At 69.7% G+C, this 14,886-nt stretch carries 16 protein-coding genes and 1 pseudogene; 13 read left to right on the top strand and 4 right to left on the bottom strand.

Going from position 1 to position 14,886, the window contains the following annotated elements:
- The first annotated feature begins 12 nt into the window (after nucleotides 1-12).
- Both DEIPH_RS07935 and DEIPH_RS07930 read left to right on the top strand, forming a co-directional pair.
- The gene (locus DEIPH_RS07935; RefSeq protein WP_034356480.1) at nucleotides 13-801 is read left to right on the top strand and encodes an ABC transporter permease; all 789 of its coding nucleotides are present in this window, start codon (nucleotides 13-15) and stop codon (nucleotides 799-801) included.
- Nucleotides 801-1,382, top strand: coding sequence for a hypothetical protein (locus DEIPH_RS07930; protein WP_034356477.1), 582 nt, complete (start codon nucleotides 801-803; stop codon nucleotides 1,380-1,382). Before DEIPH_RS07935 ends, DEIPH_RS07930 begins: the two co-directional genes overlap by 1 nt.
- A gap of 127 nt (nucleotides 1,383-1,509) precedes the next feature.
- On the opposite strand, the pseudogene DEIPH_RS19255 reads toward DEIPH_RS07930, so the two are convergent.
- Nucleotides 1,510-1,797 (bottom strand): annotated as a pseudogene (locus tag DEIPH_RS19255) (GNAT family N-acetyltransferase); the annotation flags it as partial.
- Nucleotides 1,798-1,878: 81 nt separating this feature from the next.
- Between DEIPH_RS19255 and DEIPH_RS07925 the strand changes: the two are divergent.
- On the top strand, nucleotides 1,879-2,982 hold the full coding sequence (locus DEIPH_RS07925) for an NADH:flavin oxidoreductase/NADH oxidase (RefSeq protein ID WP_034356843.1): 1,104 nt from the start codon (nucleotides 1,879-1,881) through the stop codon (nucleotides 2,980-2,982).
- A 49-nt stretch (nucleotides 2,983-3,031) separates the two neighbouring features.
- On the opposite strand, the gene DEIPH_RS07920 is transcribed toward DEIPH_RS07925, so the two are convergent.
- On the bottom strand, nucleotides 3,032-3,742 hold the full coding sequence (locus DEIPH_RS07920) for an ABC transporter ATP-binding protein (RefSeq protein WP_051517238.1): 711 nt from the start codon (nucleotides 3,740-3,742) through the stop codon (nucleotides 3,032-3,034).
- A 205-nt stretch (nucleotides 3,743-3,947) separates the two neighbouring features.
- Between DEIPH_RS07920 and DEIPH_RS07915 the strand changes: the two genes are divergently transcribed.
- Nucleotides 3,948-4,640, top strand: a complete 693-nt coding sequence (locus DEIPH_RS07915) for a Crp/Fnr family transcriptional regulator (RefSeq protein WP_034356474.1) — start codon at nucleotides 3,948-3,950, stop codon at nucleotides 4,638-4,640.
- A 40-nt stretch (nucleotides 4,641-4,680) separates the two neighbouring features.
- On the opposite strand, the gene DEIPH_RS07910 is transcribed toward DEIPH_RS07915, so the two are convergent.
- Nucleotides 4,681-5,868 (bottom strand): class I SAM-dependent rRNA methyltransferase, encoded by a 1,188-nt coding sequence (locus DEIPH_RS07910; protein WP_034356471.1) that lies wholly within the window; start codon nucleotides 5,866-5,868, stop codon nucleotides 4,681-4,683.
- 89 nt (nucleotides 5,869-5,957) lie between these two features.
- Here DEIPH_RS07910 and DEIPH_RS07905 point away from each other — a divergent pair, with 89 nt between their 5' ends.
- On the top strand, nucleotides 5,958-6,683 hold the full coding sequence (locus tag DEIPH_RS07905) for a MerR family transcriptional regulator (protein ID WP_051517237.1): 726 nt from the start codon (nucleotides 5,958-5,960) through the stop codon (nucleotides 6,681-6,683).
- 73 nt (nucleotides 6,684-6,756) lie between these two features.
- Here the strand turns inward: DEIPH_RS07905 and DEIPH_RS07900 are convergent, their stop codons facing one another.
- Nucleotides 6,757-7,974 carry a saccharopine dehydrogenase family protein gene (locus DEIPH_RS07900; protein ID WP_034356468.1) on the bottom strand — a complete coding sequence of 406 codons (1,218 nt, stop codon included), beginning with the start codon at nucleotides 7,972-7,974 and terminating at the stop codon, nucleotides 6,757-6,759.
- 198 nt (nucleotides 7,975-8,172) lie between these two features.
- Between DEIPH_RS07900 and DEIPH_RS07895 the strand changes: the two genes are divergently transcribed.
- The 8 genes from DEIPH_RS07895 (at nucleotide 8,173) to DEIPH_RS07865 (ending at nucleotide 14,878) form a co-directional block, all read left to right on the top strand.
- Entirely contained in the window at nucleotides 8,173-8,454 is a 282-nt protein-coding gene (locus DEIPH_RS07895; protein WP_034356465.1) for a hypothetical protein, read from the top strand.
- Between the two features lie 108 nt (nucleotides 8,455-8,562).
- Nucleotides 8,563-9,906: a 3-phosphoshikimate 1-carboxyvinyltransferase gene (gene aroA, locus DEIPH_RS07890; protein ID WP_034356462.1), complete on the top strand. Its 1,344-nt coding sequence runs from the start codon at nucleotides 8,563-8,565 to the stop codon at nucleotides 9,904-9,906.
- Nucleotides 9,907-10,038: 132 nt separating this feature from the next.
- Nucleotides 10,039-10,281 carry a hypothetical protein gene (locus tag DEIPH_RS07885; protein ID WP_034356837.1) on the top strand — a complete coding sequence of 81 codons (243 nt, stop codon included), beginning with the start codon at nucleotides 10,039-10,041 and terminating at the stop codon, nucleotides 10,279-10,281.
- Nucleotides 10,282-10,335: 54 nt separating this feature from the next.
- Nucleotides 10,336-11,430: a PQQ-dependent sugar dehydrogenase gene (locus DEIPH_RS07880; RefSeq protein WP_034356459.1), complete on the top strand. Its 1,095-nt coding sequence runs from the start codon at nucleotides 10,336-10,338 to the stop codon at nucleotides 11,428-11,430.
- A 67-nt stretch (nucleotides 11,431-11,497) separates the two neighbouring features.
- On the top strand, nucleotides 11,498-12,532 hold the full coding sequence (locus tag DEIPH_RS07875; RefSeq protein ID WP_034356456.1) for a hypothetical protein: 1,035 nt from the start codon (nucleotides 11,498-11,500) through the stop codon (nucleotides 12,530-12,532).
- Nucleotides 12,533-12,551: 19 nt separating this feature from the next.
- Complete coding sequence (locus tag DEIPH_RS07870; RefSeq protein ID WP_034356454.1) at nucleotides 12,552-13,328, top strand: nitroreductase family protein; 777 nt, start codon at nucleotides 12,552-12,554, stop codon at nucleotides 13,326-13,328.
- 1 nt (nucleotide 13,329) lies between these two features.
- Nucleotides 13,330-13,695 (top strand): hypothetical protein, encoded by a 366-nt coding sequence (locus DEIPH_RS19775; protein ID WP_152544857.1) that lies wholly within the window; start codon nucleotides 13,330-13,332, stop codon nucleotides 13,693-13,695.
- A 1-nt stretch (nucleotide 13,696) separates the two neighbouring features.
- Nucleotides 13,697-14,878: a trans-sulfuration enzyme family protein gene (locus tag DEIPH_RS07865; RefSeq protein WP_034356451.1), complete on the top strand. Its 1,182-nt coding sequence runs from the start codon at nucleotides 13,697-13,699 to the stop codon at nucleotides 14,876-14,878.
- Nucleotides 14,879-14,886: the final 8 nt, after the last annotated feature.

Genomic DNA, 14,886 nt, shown 5'->3' with positions numbered 1-14,886 from the left:
CCGGGGGCGCGCATGACCCGCTACCTCCGCCTGATCCGCATCTTCACGGGCGCGACGCTCTCGGCGCAGCTGGAATACCGGGCGAACTTCTTCGGGGCCGTTCTCGCCAGCCTGGGCGAGGTGGGGGTGGCGCTGCTGGGCATTGCGGTGCTGTTCGGGCAGCCGGGCACGGCGGCGGTGGGGGGCTGGTCCTTCCATCAGGCGCTGCTGGTGGTGGGGCTGTTCATGCTGACGGAAGGCTTTATCAGCGTGTTCGTGCAGCCCAATCTCACCAAGATCGCGGAGGCCGTGCGGACGGGCAGCATGGATTTCACGCTGCTCAAGCCCATCGACGCGCAGTTCGGCGTGAGTACCCGATATCTCAACATGCTGCGCGTCACCGACCTGCTGATCGGGGCGGGCCTGACCGTCTCCGCCGCCTCGCACCTGCCGGTCACGCCGGGCGGGGTGCTGACCGCCGCCCTGCTGTACCTGTCGGCGTTGGTGATGGTGTACTGCATCTGGCTGGCCCTCTCCACGACCGCCTTCTGGTTCGTGAAGACGCAAAACGTCTCCGAGCTGTTCAGCGGCGTGTTCGGGGCGGCGCGTTTTCCGGTCACGGCCTTTCCGGTGCCCGTCCGCGCGTTCCTGACCTTTGTCGTGCCCATTGCCTTTATCACCACCGTGCCCGCCCAGGCGCTGACGGGGACCCTCTCGCCCGCGCTGGCCGTCGCCTCGCCGCTGGTGGCCGCCGCGCTGTTCGGGCTGACGCGCCTGTTCTGGCTGAAGGCGGTGGCGAGCTACACGAGTGCGAGCAGCTGATGTCCGGTGACCTGTGGGCGCAGTGGGCGGCGCTGGGGCAGCCGCGCCCGCGCTCGCTGAACCTGACGCCCGCCGCCCGTGCCCGGCTGACCCACCTGGCCGAACTGCGCGACGTGGCCTCGCCCTCGGACGCGGCGCGGGTCGGGGCCGAGCTGGCGTCCGAGCGCTGGCTGGCCCCCGACCTGCTCGCCGCGCGGCCCTGGCTGCCCCTGGACACGCCGGCCCGCGCGCTGCCGGGCGCCGTGCTGCACTCGGAATGGACCGGCTTTCTCGCCCTGCTGGGCGAGTCCGGCCCCTGGGTCTACGCGGCGAGCGTGACCGACCTGCAACGCCTCTCGCGCCTGTACGGCGAGCTGGTGGGTGCGGCTTCGCATGCCTCCGAGGCCACCGCGCTGGAGGCCGCCGGGTCGGGCGGCCCGCTGCCCTCGCTGTTGGCCCGCCTGGAGGAGACCGACTACCGCACGCCCGCTGCCCCGTCTCCCACCGCCTCCGAGCTGGTTGCCCTGGAGCGTGCCTTCTGGCAGGAGGCGCAGGCCCAGGCCGGGGCGCGGCGGGCAGCGTGGCTGGCGCGGCGGCGCTGAGGTCAGGGAGGGGGCGGGGGTTCCCCGCTTTGCCGGGCAGAGTTCCGCTGGAACATCGTGGTTCCCCGCTGAAACCCAGGCGCTCATAAAAGGGCACCAGTCCGTCGTCGCCGCTCAGGTCCACCGCGTAGAGGTGTTCGGGCTGAGCCAGCAGATGCCGCATCAGCGCCGAGCCGAGGCCCTGCCCCCGGCGCGTCGCCTGGACCTCCAGCAGCGGGACAAAGGCCGTGACGCCGTCGCTGATCGCCTGGGCAAAGCCCACCACCTGCCCTTCCCCGTCCACCGCGAGAGAAACGCGGTACGACCCGGCCAGCAGGCGGTGGAGTGTTTCCGGCGTGGGCGGGTCGGGCCAGCCCTCGAAGAAGCCCTGGAGCTGCGTGGGGCCGAGGCCGTCCAGGCTGGAGGTGAAGCGCATGGGAGCCAGCATGCTCCGCCCACGTTGCATGAAGCGTGCGCCATCTGGCGCAGCTTCCCGGCCTGCGGCTACATTCGGCGCATGACGCAGCCCGCCGCGACCTCCGACAGCCTGCCCACGCCGCTCCTGTTCACGCCGCTGAAACTGCGCAGCCTGACCCTGCCCAATCGCGCGGTCGTGTCGCCGATGTGCATGTACAGCGCGCAAAACGGCGTGGCGAACGATTTTCACCTCACGCACCTAGGCCAGTTCGCGCTGGGCGGTGCGGGCCTGATCTTTACCGAGGCGACCGCCGTCTCGCCCGAGGGCCGCATCAGCCCCGAAGACCTGGGCCTGTGGACCGACGAGCAGATCGTGCCGCTGGGGCATGTCACCGATTTCGTTCACCGCTCCGGCGGATTGATCGGCGTGCAGCTCGCGCATGCGGGGCGCAAGGCCAGCACCTCTGCGCCCTGGCGCGGGCGGGGCATGGTGCCCCCCGAGGCGGGCGGCTGGCAGGTGATCGGCCCCAGTGACGAGGCTTACAACGCCTTCTATCCGCAACCGGTCGCCATGACGGTGGACGAGATCCGGCGGGTGACCTCCGATTTCGCGGCGGCGGCGCGGCGGGCACAGATGGCGGGCTTCGACGCCGCCGAGATTCACGCGGCGCACGGCTACCTGCTGCACCAGTTCCTCTCGCCGCTGGCCAATGCGCGCACCGACGAATACGGCGGCACCTTCGAGAACCGCGTGCGCTTCCTGCTGGAGGTCGTGCGCGCCGTGCGAGCGGTGTGGCCCACGCACCTGCCCCTCTTCGTGCGGGTCAGCGCGACCGACTGGGCCGCAGGGGGCTGGGACGCCGACCAGACCGTCCAGCTCGCGGGCCTGCTGCGCTTCGAGGGCGTGGACGTGCTGGACGTGAGCAGCGGCGGCCTGACGCCCCTGCAACAGATCACCGCCGGGCCGCTGTATCAGGTGCCCTTCGCGGCCCGCGTGAAGGCGGAGGTGCCCGACTTGCACGTGATGGCCGTCGGCATGATCGACACCCCCGCCCAGGCCGAGCAGGTGCTGGAGGAAGGGGCCGCCGACCTGATTGCCCTCGCCCGCGCGTTCCTGCGCGACCCCCACTGGCCGCAGCGCGCCGCCCACGAGTTCGGCCTGACGCCCACGCTGCCCGACGTGTACGCGCGGGCGGGGTGGTAAAGGACGGCCGGGGAGCCTGCCCGCGCCAGTGCGCAGGTCGGGGCGCAGGTCAGTGCGCGGGCCGCGCGGGTTCCCGCTGCACCGTCTCCCCGTCCACGATCCGCCCGTCGAGCAGGTGCAGCGCCCGGTCGGCCAGAGCCGCGAGCCGCTCGTCGTGGGTGACGAGCAGCACGCCCGCCCCCTCCCCCCGCGCCAGATCGAGGAGCAGCCGGGCAATCACCTCCGCGTTCGCCCGGTCGAGGCTGCCGGTGGGTTCGTCGGCCAGCACCACGGCGGGCCGGGTCGCCAGCGCGCGGGCGACGGCCACCCGCTGACGTTCGCCGCCGCTGAGGACGCCGGGCAGCGCTCCCTCTCGTCCGGTCAGCCCCACGCGCGCAAGCAATTCGAGCGCCCGCCCGGTGCCGTCCTGGCCGGTCAGCAGGGCGGGAACCAGCACGTTTTGCAGCACCGTCAGGTCTTCGAGCAGGTAGTGGTGCTGGAAGACCAGCCCGACCCGGCCCGCCCGGCGCACCGCCCGCGCCTGGGTCCCCAGCGTGTCCACGCGCTCGCCCGCCCACCACACCTCGCCCTGCTGCGGCGTGTCGAGGCCGCCCAGCAGGTGCAAAAGGGTGCTTTTGCCGCTGCCGCTGGGGCCGGTCACGGCGACCACCTCGCCCGCGCCCACCGCCAGAGAGACGCCGTGCAGGACCGTCATGCTTCCGAACCCATGGCGCAGATCGTGGGTCTCAAGGGCGGGGGCCGGAGTCGTCACGCGGGGCACTGTAGCGCAGCGGGCGCCGGCGGCCCAACGTGTCGTCGGGCCTGGGCAGCCGCCTGCCCTGACGCTAGAGCATTTGTCAAAAAGAGACCTTCTTTTTGACCGAGCGGAGCGAGTGCAAGAGGGAGAGCGTTTGGGAGAATGGAACCGTTGGAGGCGCTTTCCCTCCAACGGTGTAATTCGGACAAATGCTCTAGGATGGCGCGCGATGGCCCGCCTGGATGATCTGAAGCGCTCCCCCCTTTTCCAGAACGTCCCCGAGGACGCTGTGCGCGAGGCGCTGGGGGTGGTTACCGAGCGCACCTTCCGGCCCGCTGACCTAGTGGTCGAGCAGGACGCCGAGGGCGAGGCCCTGCACCTGATCGCGGCGGGCGTGGTGCGCGTCAGCCGTGTGAGCCTGGGCAGCCGCGAGCGCGTGCTGGGCGACATCTACGCGCCGGGTGTGGTGGGCGAAACCGCCGTGCTGGCCCGCCAGGAGCGCAGCGCGTCCGTGCGCGCCCTGACCGAGGTCCGCACGCTGATGCTGCACCGCGAACACTTCGAGCTGATCCTGCGCCGCCACCCGCGCGTCCTGTGGAACCTCGCGGAGATGCTGGCCCGGCGCGTCACTTTCCTGAACGACGAACTGATCGCCTTCGGCCTGAACACCGAGGCAGCGCTCTCACACGTCTTCGCCAACCTGTACCGTCAGCGCGCGGCGGCGGGCGTGCCCCAGCCGGAAGTCCTGCCCCTCGGCACGGCGGACATCATGGCCCGCACCAGCAGCAGCCGCGAAACCGTCTCGCGCGTCCTCAAGAAGCTGGAGGCGCAGGGCGTCCTGACCGTCACGCCCCAGGCGGTGACCCTCCTCGATCTGGCGGGGCTGGAGGCCGTCTCGGTCGAGGTGGAGGGCGTGGACTGAAGCTCAGGGGAGAGGGGGAGGTGGGTGCGTCCCCCTCCCGTCACGCCTCCTTGCGCAGGAGGATGCTCTTGAGGTAGAGGCTCTCGGGCACGCTCAGCAGGTGGGGGTGGTCGGCGGGCTGGTAGGTGACGGCCACGACCTCCGCGCCGCAGTTCGCCTCGCCGGCGGCCACCCGCGCCGCGTCCAGCAGGTCGTCCACCCGGATGTAGTGCGCGCAGGTGCTGATCAGCAGGTGCCCGCCCGGCTTCAGCATTCGCAGCGCGCGCGTGGCCCCATCGGTGAAGATGCGCTTGGCACGCGGCACATCGTCCTTGCGCTTGGCGAGAGTGGGCGGATCGAGGACCGCCGCGCCGAACACGCGCTTCTCGCGTTCCAGGGCCGTCAGCGTCTCCAGCGCGTCGCCCCAGCGCACGCCCACGCTGACGCCGTTCTCGCGTGCCTCGCGCTCCAGCACCCCCAGCGCGACCTGGTCCTTGTCCAGCGCCACGGGCTTGGCCCCCGCGCGGGCCGCGTGCAGGCTGAAGCCGCCCGTGTAGGAGTACACGTCCAGAAAGCCCTCGCCCGGCTGGACCAGCGAGCGCATCAGGCGGCGGTTGTCGCGCTGGTCCAGAAAGAAGCCGGTCTTCTGCGCGTCCATCGGCGCAAAATGCAGGTTCAGGTCGTCCTCGAAAAAGGTCACGCGCTCAGGCACGTCGCCCCACAGCACGCCCGTCCGCAACGCCAGTCCCTCGCGGCGGCGCTCGCCCGTGTCGCTGCGCTCGAAGGCGGAGGCCGCGCCCGTCTCCTCGCGCAGCGCCCGCACGATCAGGTCGCGGTGGCGCTCCACGCCCGCATTCCTGAACTGCACGCTCAGCACGTCCCCGAAGCGGTCCGCGACCACGCCGGGCATCCCGTCCGCCTCGGCGTGCAGCACGCGCAGGGCGTCCGTCCCGGTGATGCGGCCCTCGCGCCGGGCCAGCGCCGAACGCACCCGCGCGCGGTAGAACTTCAGGTCAATGTCCTCCCGCCCCCAGGTCAGCATCCGCAGCGGCGTCGCACCCTGGGGGTTGAAGTACCCGCGCCCGATCCCGGGGCCGTCCGGCGTGCGGACCTCCACCACGTCGCCCGGCGTGATCCCCGCGTCCGCGTCCTGAATGTCCCCCGTGTGCCCGAACGGATAGCGGCCCGCGATGCGCCGCACCGCCCCCGGCTTGAGGGTCACGCTGCTCAGTTTGCCTGCCTTGGTCATCCGTGCAGGGTAGCAAGGGGGGACCGGGACGGCAGGGGGCTTGATCCTGACGTAACGTCCGGTTCTAAGGTGGGGGCAGGAGGACAGGCATGAAACTCAGGATCGGCGAACTCGCCCGGCGCACCGGACTGACCGTCAGGACGCTGCGCCACTACGACCAGATCGGGCTGCTGACGCCGAGTGGGCGGACCGAAGCCGAGCATCGCCTGTACTCCGAAACCGACCTGCGGACCTTGCAGCAGATTCAGAGCCTCAAGGCCATCGGCCTGCCGCTGGGGCAGATCCGGGCCGTCCTGCAAGACCCCGGCCATGATCCCCAGCGGGTGATCGCGCAGCATATCCGGGTGCTGGAAGAGGGGCTGGCGCGGCAGCGTGCGTTGCTGGAGCGCCTGAGGCGGCTGGACCTGGCCGGGGCGAGCTGGTCGGACCTCACGGAGGTGATCGGGATGAGCGAGAAGGTAGAGAGGATGCTGGACACGGCCCGCCGCGTCGGGGAACAGCCCAGGTTCGACGACGAGCAGATGAAGTACCTGGAAGGGCGCAGGGCGGAGGTGGGTGAAGCCCGAATCCAGGAGGTCGAGGCCGAGTGGCCCCGCCTGATGGCGGAGGTGCTGCGCGAGATGGCAGCGGGGACGCCCGCCTCTGACCCGCGTGTTCTCGACCTCGCCCGCCGCTGGCGGGGGTTGGTCGCCGAGTTCACCGGGGGCCGCGCGGACATCGGCGGGACCCTGAACGAGTCGTACCGGGCGAACATGACGCCCGAGATGCAGGCGATGTGGAGCTACATCGGGGAGGCGCTGGGGCACCTTCAGTAAAAGAAATCAGGAAAAGAAACGAGAAAAAGAGAGGCGGCCCCATCTGCAAGGGGCCGCCTCCTTCTACTTGTGCTCAGTCCTTGACGAGTTCGATGCCGGCCAGTTCGTCCACCGGCAGGCCCCATTCGTTCATTGCGGCGATAAAGGGATCGGGGTCGAATTCCTCGACGTTGTAGACGCCGGGTTTCATCCACGTTCCCTGAAGCATCAGCATCGCGCCGATCATGGCGGGCACGCCGGTCGTGTAGCTGATGCCCTGCGCCTGCACTTCCCTGAACGTCTCGGCGTGGTCGGTGACGTTGTAGACGAAATGCACGTTCGGCTGTCCGTCCTTGCCGGTGCCCCGGGCCTGCACGCCGATGCAGGTCTGCCCGGTGTAGTTCGCGGCGAGGCTCTCGGGGGCGGGCAGCACGGCTTTCAGGAACTCGATGGGCGCGATCTTCTGGCCCCGGAAGTCGATCGGCTCGATGCTGGTCATGCCGATGCCTTCCAGCACGTTCAGGTGCTTGATGTACTGCTCGCCGAAGGTCATCCAGAAGCGGGCACGCTTGATGGTCGGGAAGTTCACCACCAGCGATTCGAGTTCCTCGTGGTACAGCACGAAGCTTTTGCGGGTGGCGACCTTCGGATAGTAGATGTCCTGGCTGATTTCCAGCGGCGCGGTTTCGACCCACGCCCCGTTTTCCCAGTAGCGCCCGTTGGCGGTGATCTCGCGGATGTTGATCTCGGGGTTGAAGTTGGTGGCGAACGCCTTGCCGTGGCTGCCGTTGTTGCAGTCCACGATGTCCAGATACTCGATGGCCTGGAAGTGGTGCTTGGCGTGGTGCGCCGTGAATACGTTGGTTGCGCCGGGGTCGAAGCCGCAGCCGAGGAGCGCCATCAGGCCCGCCTGCTCGAAGCGCCCCCGGTAGGCCCACTGCCAGGAATACTCGAACTTGGCCACGTCGCGCGGCTCGTAGTTGGCGGTGTCCAGGTAATGCACGCCCGTCTCCAGGCAGGCGTCCATGATCGTGAGGTCCTGGTACGGCAGCGCCACATTAATGACCAGTTCCGGGCCGAACTCGCGGATCATGGCCGCCAGTTCCGGCACGTTGTCGGCGTCCACGGCGGCGGTCGTAAAGACCGTGCGGCTCCCGGGGAGATGTTCGCGGATTTCCTGGACGATCTTGTCGCACTTGCTGACCGTGCGGCTGGCGAGCAGCACTTCCGTGAACACGCTGTCGTTCTGGGCACACTTCTTGGCGACGACGTTGCCCACGCCACCCGCGCCGATAATCATGACCTTGCTCATCCCGAGCAGTGTAACGCGCGGGTGCCCGGTGCCCCGGTCATGCCCGCGTCAGGTTCGCGCCGCAGCATGGCAACCGAGCGGCTCTTTGGTTCCCGCTCGCCCCCGCGGGCCGCGCCTCCCTCCCTCCTCCAGGGCGCGGCCCGCCCCCTTTGCCGGGGTGGGGGCGTGGCCGGGGCGGTGCGCTAGCCTGCCGGGCGTATGCGGACGTTCCTGCTGATCCTGCTGGCCTTCGTGGCGGGCGTCATGATTCTCGTCGCGGTCTTCTCCTGGCAGGGCCGGGCAGCCCGCGAGTATGGCCGGGAGGCGGTGCAGGCCGCGCAGCGTGTGGGCCTCTCCCCGGACGCTGAAACCCCCTGCGCCGACCTCCTCAAGCGTCCGCCGCCCGCGACCGTCCAGAGTTGCGTGGTGAAGGCTGCAGGCGGGCAGGCGACCGCGACCGTGACGCTGGAGGGGAACCGGGCGTTTCGCGTCGGCCCCTGATCTGCGTCGGCCCCTGATCCGAGGGTGCCGGGTGGGGCCGGGGGGCCTTCACTCCCTTGTCTCGACCCTTTTGCCGGTGGAGCGCGGCCCCGCGCTAGCCTGCCCCCCATGACCGACGGCCTGCCCGAGCGTTTCGATGTCCTGGTTCATCCGGCCCCCCGACTGCGGGGCGAACTGCGCGCGCAGCCCAGCAAGAACTACACCACCCGCTACCTGCTCGCGGCGGCCCTGGCCGAGGGCGAAACGCGCGTGGTGGGGGCCGCGACCAGCGAGGATGCAGGAGCCTTGATCCGCTCTTTGCGGGAGTGGGGTGCCGGTGTGGAGCGCGTGGGGGACTTGCAAAGCTCCGCAGGAGAGGACGTGGTGGTGCGCGGGTTCGGGGCGCGTCCAGCGGCGGGCGTGACGCTGAATCCGGGAAACGCGGGGGCCGTCGCCCGCTTCCTGATGGGCGTGGCGGCGCTGACGACCGGGACCACCTTCGTCACCGATTACCCGGATTCGCTGGGCAGGCGGCCCCAGGGGGACCTGCTGGAAGCGCTGGCGCGGCTCGGGGCGCGGGTGGGCAGCGAGGGCGGGCGGCTCCCCATTGCCATCAGCGGCCCGGTGCGCGGCGGGCGGGTGGAGGTGTCGGCCCAGCGGTCCAGCCAGTACGCCAGCGCCCTGATGTTCCTCGCGCCGCTGTTGCCGGAAGGGCTGGACCTGCACCTCACGGGCGAGATCAAGAGTCACGCGCCGCTGCGGCAGACGCTCGCCACGCTCGCCGCGTTCGGCATTCAGGCCAGCGCCAGTGCCGACCTCGCCCGGATCAGCATTCCGGGCGGGCAGGCGTACCGGGCGGGCCGCGTGCTGGTACCGGGGGACTATCCGGGGAGCGCGGCGCTTCTGGCGGCGGCGGCCCTCCTCCCCGGCGAGGTGACGGTGACGAACCTGCGCGAAGGCGACCTCCAGGGCGAACGCGAGGCGCTGGCCGTGCTGCGCGGGATGGGCGCAGACCTGGTGCGCCAGGGGGACCGGGTGACGGTGCGCGGCGGGCGGCCCCTCCACGCCGTAACCCGCGACGGCGACAGCTTCACGGACGCGGTGCAGGCGCTGACGGCCGCCGCCGCTTTTGCCGGCGGCACGACCACCTGGGAGAACGTGGCGACGCTGCGCCTCAAGGAATGCGACCGCATCAGCGACACCCGCCGCGAACTGGAACGCCTGGGCCTGAGGGCGGGCGAGACGGCAGACAGCCTCAGTGTCACGGGCACCGAACGCATCGCCGGGGGCGTCACCGCCGACGGGCACGGCGACCACCGCATGATCATGCTGCTGACGCTGCTGGGATTAAAAGCCGACGCGCCCGTGCGGATCACCGGGGCGCACCACATCCGCAAGAGCTACCCGCACTTTTTCCGTCATCTGGAGGAACTGGGGGCGCGGTTTGACTATCTGACGACGGACGCGCCCTGAAAGCATGGGCTGTGGGCGGCGGGAGGCCCTTCACTTCGTTCAGGGCAACAGGTTCCGCGCTCCCGATCCCGGCTTGTCGTGCCGGGCTGGAGGCGAGGCCTCTCCAGGGGAACGTTGCTCTTACACTGGGGCATGTTCCCGCCCTCTGACGCCCCGCTCACCTCCGGGCAGCGGTTCATTCTGCTGATCCTGACGCTGTTTTTCCCGGTGCTACTGGTCATGTATATCGTTGCCTTCTTCTGGTTCCGTGACACGTATCCCCAGCGGGCACGGAGCATTGCGGGCGTCGGGTTGACCTTTATGCAGGGCGTGTTGCTCGTGGTGGTGGTTGCCGTCGCGTTTCAATTCCTGGCGGCCCTGTTCGTGCGTTCCTGACCGCCTTTACCCGCCTCCCCGCGCCTTCTCACGCCCCCGTGGTCTTCTGAACCCATGCAAAAAAGGATGCTGGTGGTGGCCGGCGCTCTGGCCCTCGCGGGGCTGGCTGGGGCGCAGGCCCCCGACCTGAAAGCCCCGGACGGCTTCAAGGTGTCCGTGTTCGCGGAGGGCTTCAAGCAGCCGCGCTTCATGGCGGTCGCGCCGAACGGGGACGTGTTCGTGAGCGACCCGCAGGCCGGGACCGTCACGGTGCTGCCTGACCAGGATGGCAACGGCGTCGCCGACGGCAAGACGGTCTTTGCCTCGGGCCTGAACCGCCCACACGGCCTGGCCTTTCAGGGCGGTTTCCTGTACGTGGCGAACACGGACGGCGTGGTGCGTTTTGCCTACAAGGCGGGGCAGACGAAGGCGGGCGGCGCGCCCCAGAAGCTCCTCAGCCTGCCCGCAGGGGGCGGACACTGGACGCGCACGGTGACATTCGGCCCCGACGGAAAAATGTACGTGGCGACCGGCTCCTCGTGCAATGTCTGCGAGGAGAGCAACAGCCACCGTGCTTCGGTGTGGGTCTATGACGCAGATGGCTCGAACGGCAAGCCCTACGCCACCGGTCTGCGCAATCCGGTGGGTCTGGAGTGGTTCGGCGGCACCCTCTACGCCACCAACAACGGGCGCGACCTGCTGGGCGACAACATTCCGCCCGAAGGCTTCTACAAGCTCCGGGCAGGCGGCTTTTACGGCTGGCCCTACTGCTACACCACCGAGGCCGGGCAGCCGCAGGTCTGGGACAAGGATTTCGGGAAGAAGAGCGCCGCCACCTGCCAGGACGCCACCCCCGCCTTTGCCCTGACCACCGCGCACAGTGCGCCGCTGGGGCTGGCCTTCTACGACGGCAAGACTTTCCCCGCCGCCTACCGGGGCCAGATGTTCGCCGCGCTGCACGGCTCGTGGAACCGCAGCACCAAGAGCGGCTACAAGGTGGTGCAGGTCAATCCCCAGACAGGCCAGGTCACCGACTTTCTGACCGGTTTCCTGAGCGGGCAGCGGACGCTGGGCCGCCCCGTGGACCTCGTGGTGGCGCAGGACGGTGCGCTGCTGCTGACCGATGACGGCGAGGGGCGCATCTGGCGGGTGCAGTACGTGGGGAAGTAGGCGAGAGGGACGGGGAATGGCCGGCCCTTTTCGCTGGCCCCCGATCTCCCCCCACGTACACTGACCCATGACTACCGCGCCCTCCACCTCCGCGCCCGCACCGGAGGCGTCCCCGCGCGCCACACCCGCCCAGAACCTCGTCACCATCACCCTCGGGTGGTGGCTCACGGCGGGCATCTTCGTGGACGGGTGGGCGCACAACCGCTTCGGGGAAAGCCTGGAGACGTTTTTCACGCCCTGGCACGCGCTGTTCTACTCGGGGTTCCTGGCGGTGGCGGCCTGGGTGCTGTGGCTGGCCGTGCGGGGCTGGCTGGCCGGGCGGCGGGGCTTCGCGGCCTTCCCGGAGGGCTACCACCTCGCGGCGCTAGGGGTGCCGATTTTCCTGCTGGGTGGGCTGGGCGACCTGACCTGGCATACGGTGTTCGGCATCGAGGTGGGCATCGAGGCCCTGCTGTCACCCACCCACCTGCTGCTGTTCGCGGGAGCGATGTGCCTTCTGTCCGCACCGCTGGTAAGTGCCTGGCGCGCACCGACGCCCCGCGCGGCCCCGGCGGGGGTGGCCTGGACCGCCGTGCTGGCGGCCACCTCGCTGCTGAGTTTCGTGGCCTTTATGCACATGTACCTGTGGGGCTTGCTGCTGGCTCCGCAGGGCCTCGGCTTCGTGCAGACGCGCGGCGAACTGGGTGGCATCCTGCTGACCGCGCTGATTCTGGCCGCGCCCGTGCTGCTGCTCCTGCGACGCTTCCGCCTGCCGTTCGGGGCCGTTACGGTCATGTACGGCCTGAATACGGTCCTGATGACGCTGATGCTGGTGCCGGGCGAATGGCGGGTGCCGCTGCTGATGGTGGCGGCCGGGCTGGTGGTGGACGCCCTGCTGCTGGTGCTGGACCCGTCGCCCGCCCGGCCCTGGGCGCTGCGGGCCTTTGCCTTTCTGCTGCCGCTGGCCGTGTGGGGGCCGTACCTGGGCGGCCTGACACTGCTGCATCTCAGTAACCTCAGCCTGGAGCTGTGGCTGGGCGTGGCGGTGATGGCGGGGCTGGGCGGCGTGGCGCTGAGTGCGTTGGTGGTGCCGCCACCCGTGCCGGCGGAAGCCGGGGGCTGAGCGGCGTATCCTGCCCCGCATGACTGCCCGAACGCCCGGGGAAGTGCGGGCCTTTTACGACGCCCACCGCACCGTCCGCCACTACGTCACGCGGGAGGACGGCACGCCCTTGCCGCTGCCCGCCGAGCATCTGGACGCCATGCTCTACGCTGCCCAGCGCGCCCCCACCGACGCGACCGCGCAGCTTTACTCGCTTATCCGGCTGGTCAGCCCGGAAGTCCGCGCCCGCCTGGCCGAACTCACCACCAACGCACACATTGCCACGGCCTCCGAAGCCTTCGTGGTCTGCCTGGACGTGCGGCGGGTGGGGCGGGTGCTGGAGGTCGCGGGGCAGGGGGTCGGCCACTGGCCCGCCATCGCCGTGCATTTCGGCATCGGGGATGCCGTGCTGGCCGGGCAGAACCTCCTGACCGCCGCCGAGATGCTGGGGTATCAGGGCTGCTGGATCGGCGGCGTGCTCAACGGGCTGGAAGGCATTCTGGACGTGCTGGAGCTGCCCGCCGGGGTGCTGCCCTTCGCGGCCCTCACCATTGGCACGCCCGCCGAGCAACCGCTACTCCGCCCGCGTGTGCCCCGGCCCCTGGTCGTCCATGAGGACCGTTACCGCGACGGGACGGAGGAGGAATTACGCTACGCCATAGAGGTCATGAACCCCATCGCCGCACGCGGGGACAAGCCCGGCGACTGGGTCCGGCTGCTGCGGGCGTACTTCGCGCCAAGCGGCAGCATGGAGAAGCGCGAGCCGGGGCTGGTGGCGGCCTTGAAACGGCAGGGGTTGTGGGCGGGGGGGGAGTGAAATGAGTTACACGTTATATATCTCTCCGATTGAGGCGATGCAAGCCATCAAAGCTGGGGGTGATTGGGAGGATGTGGAAAATGTTCTGCTTGAATCTGCTGCTAGGGAGCGCCTACTAATGAGGCTGGAAAAGTATGGCTACCAGCTTGCTCATGAGCGGCATGGAGTGCGTGAGTACGAGAAGGCTTTTAAAGGTCAGCCCGTTCGGGTTCACGTTTACGACACAGAAATTGCTTTCTCAGCCTCATATTGGGAAAGGCTGAACGATATTCTCTTTGATCTTCGTATGGAGATCATGGAGCTTGCAGACTCCCCACGTCTTGCTTTTTATGATCCTCAGCAGGACGAATGGATAAGCGGTGAATAACATGTCCATACCCGACTACGACCTGACCACCCTCGCCGCCCGCGCCGGGGAGGAGGCCCGCCCGAACGCCAGCGTGCCCCTCGTCCAGCCCATCTACCAGTCCACCGTGTACGCCTTTCCCGACCTGGACGCCCTGGAACGGTCCATGAGCGGCGAGGAGCCGAGCAGCTTCTACTACCGCAACGGCACACCGAACGCGGGAACGCTGGAGCGCGCCCTCGCCGTGCTGGAGGGCACCGAGGCGGCGTTGGTGGCCGGAAGCGGGATGGCCGCCATCAGCGCCGCGCTGCTGGGCGTGCTGAAGGCCGGGGACCACATCGTCGCGGATGCCCGCGTCTACGGCGTGACCTACGCCCTGCTGGCGGAGGAGTTCCCGCGCCTGGGGATTGAGACGACCTTCGTGGACGCCTGCGACCTGGAGGCCGTGGAAGCCGCCTTCCGGCCCGCCACACGTGTGCTGCACGCCGAGAGCCTGACCAACCCGCTGATGACGGTGCCGGACGTGCCCCGGCTGGCGGACCTGGCCCACGCGCGCGGCGCACTGCTGAGCGTGGACAACACCTTCGCCAGCCCCGCCGTGTTCCGGCCCGCGCTGCACGGGGCCGACCTCGTGACGCATTCGGTCAGCAAGTACCTCAGTGGGCATTCCAACGCGTTCGGTGGCGTGGCCTGTGGACGCGCCGACCTGATCGCCTCTGCCCGCACCCGGCTGACCCGCCTGGGCGGCACCATGAGCGCCTTCGACGCCTGGATGACCCTCCAGGGCCTCAAGACGCTCGGTCTGCGGATGCGTGCCCACAGCGGCAACGCGCAGGCGGTCGCGGACGTGCTGGCCAACCATCCGCGCGTGCGGGCGGTGTACCATCCCGGCCTGTCCGACCATCCGCAGTTTCACCTGGCAATGGACCTGTTCCCGCAGGGCTTCGGCGGCATGCTCAGCGCCGACATCGAGGACGCCCCGGCCTTTGTCCGCGCGCTCTCTGGCCGCATTCCCCTCGCGCCCAGCCTGGCGGACGTGGTCAGCACCCTCTCGTGGCCCTGGGGCACCAGCCACCGCGCCCTGCCCGAAGCCGAACGCCGCCGCCTGGGCATCACGCCGAATCTGCTGCGCCTCTCGGTCGGCATCGAGGACATCGGGGACCTGCTGACCGAGATCGAGGGGGCGCTGGAGGGGACAGGCTGAGCGTCTCC

Origin of the sequence: Deinococcus phoenicis (assembly GCF_000599865.1) — a bacterium.
Classification (GTDB): domain Bacteria; phylum Deinococcota; class Deinococci; order Deinococcales; family Deinococcaceae; genus Deinococcus; species Deinococcus phoenicis.
Note: the sequence above shows the minus strand (reverse complement) of the source record. Positions and strands in the feature narration are given on the sequence as shown.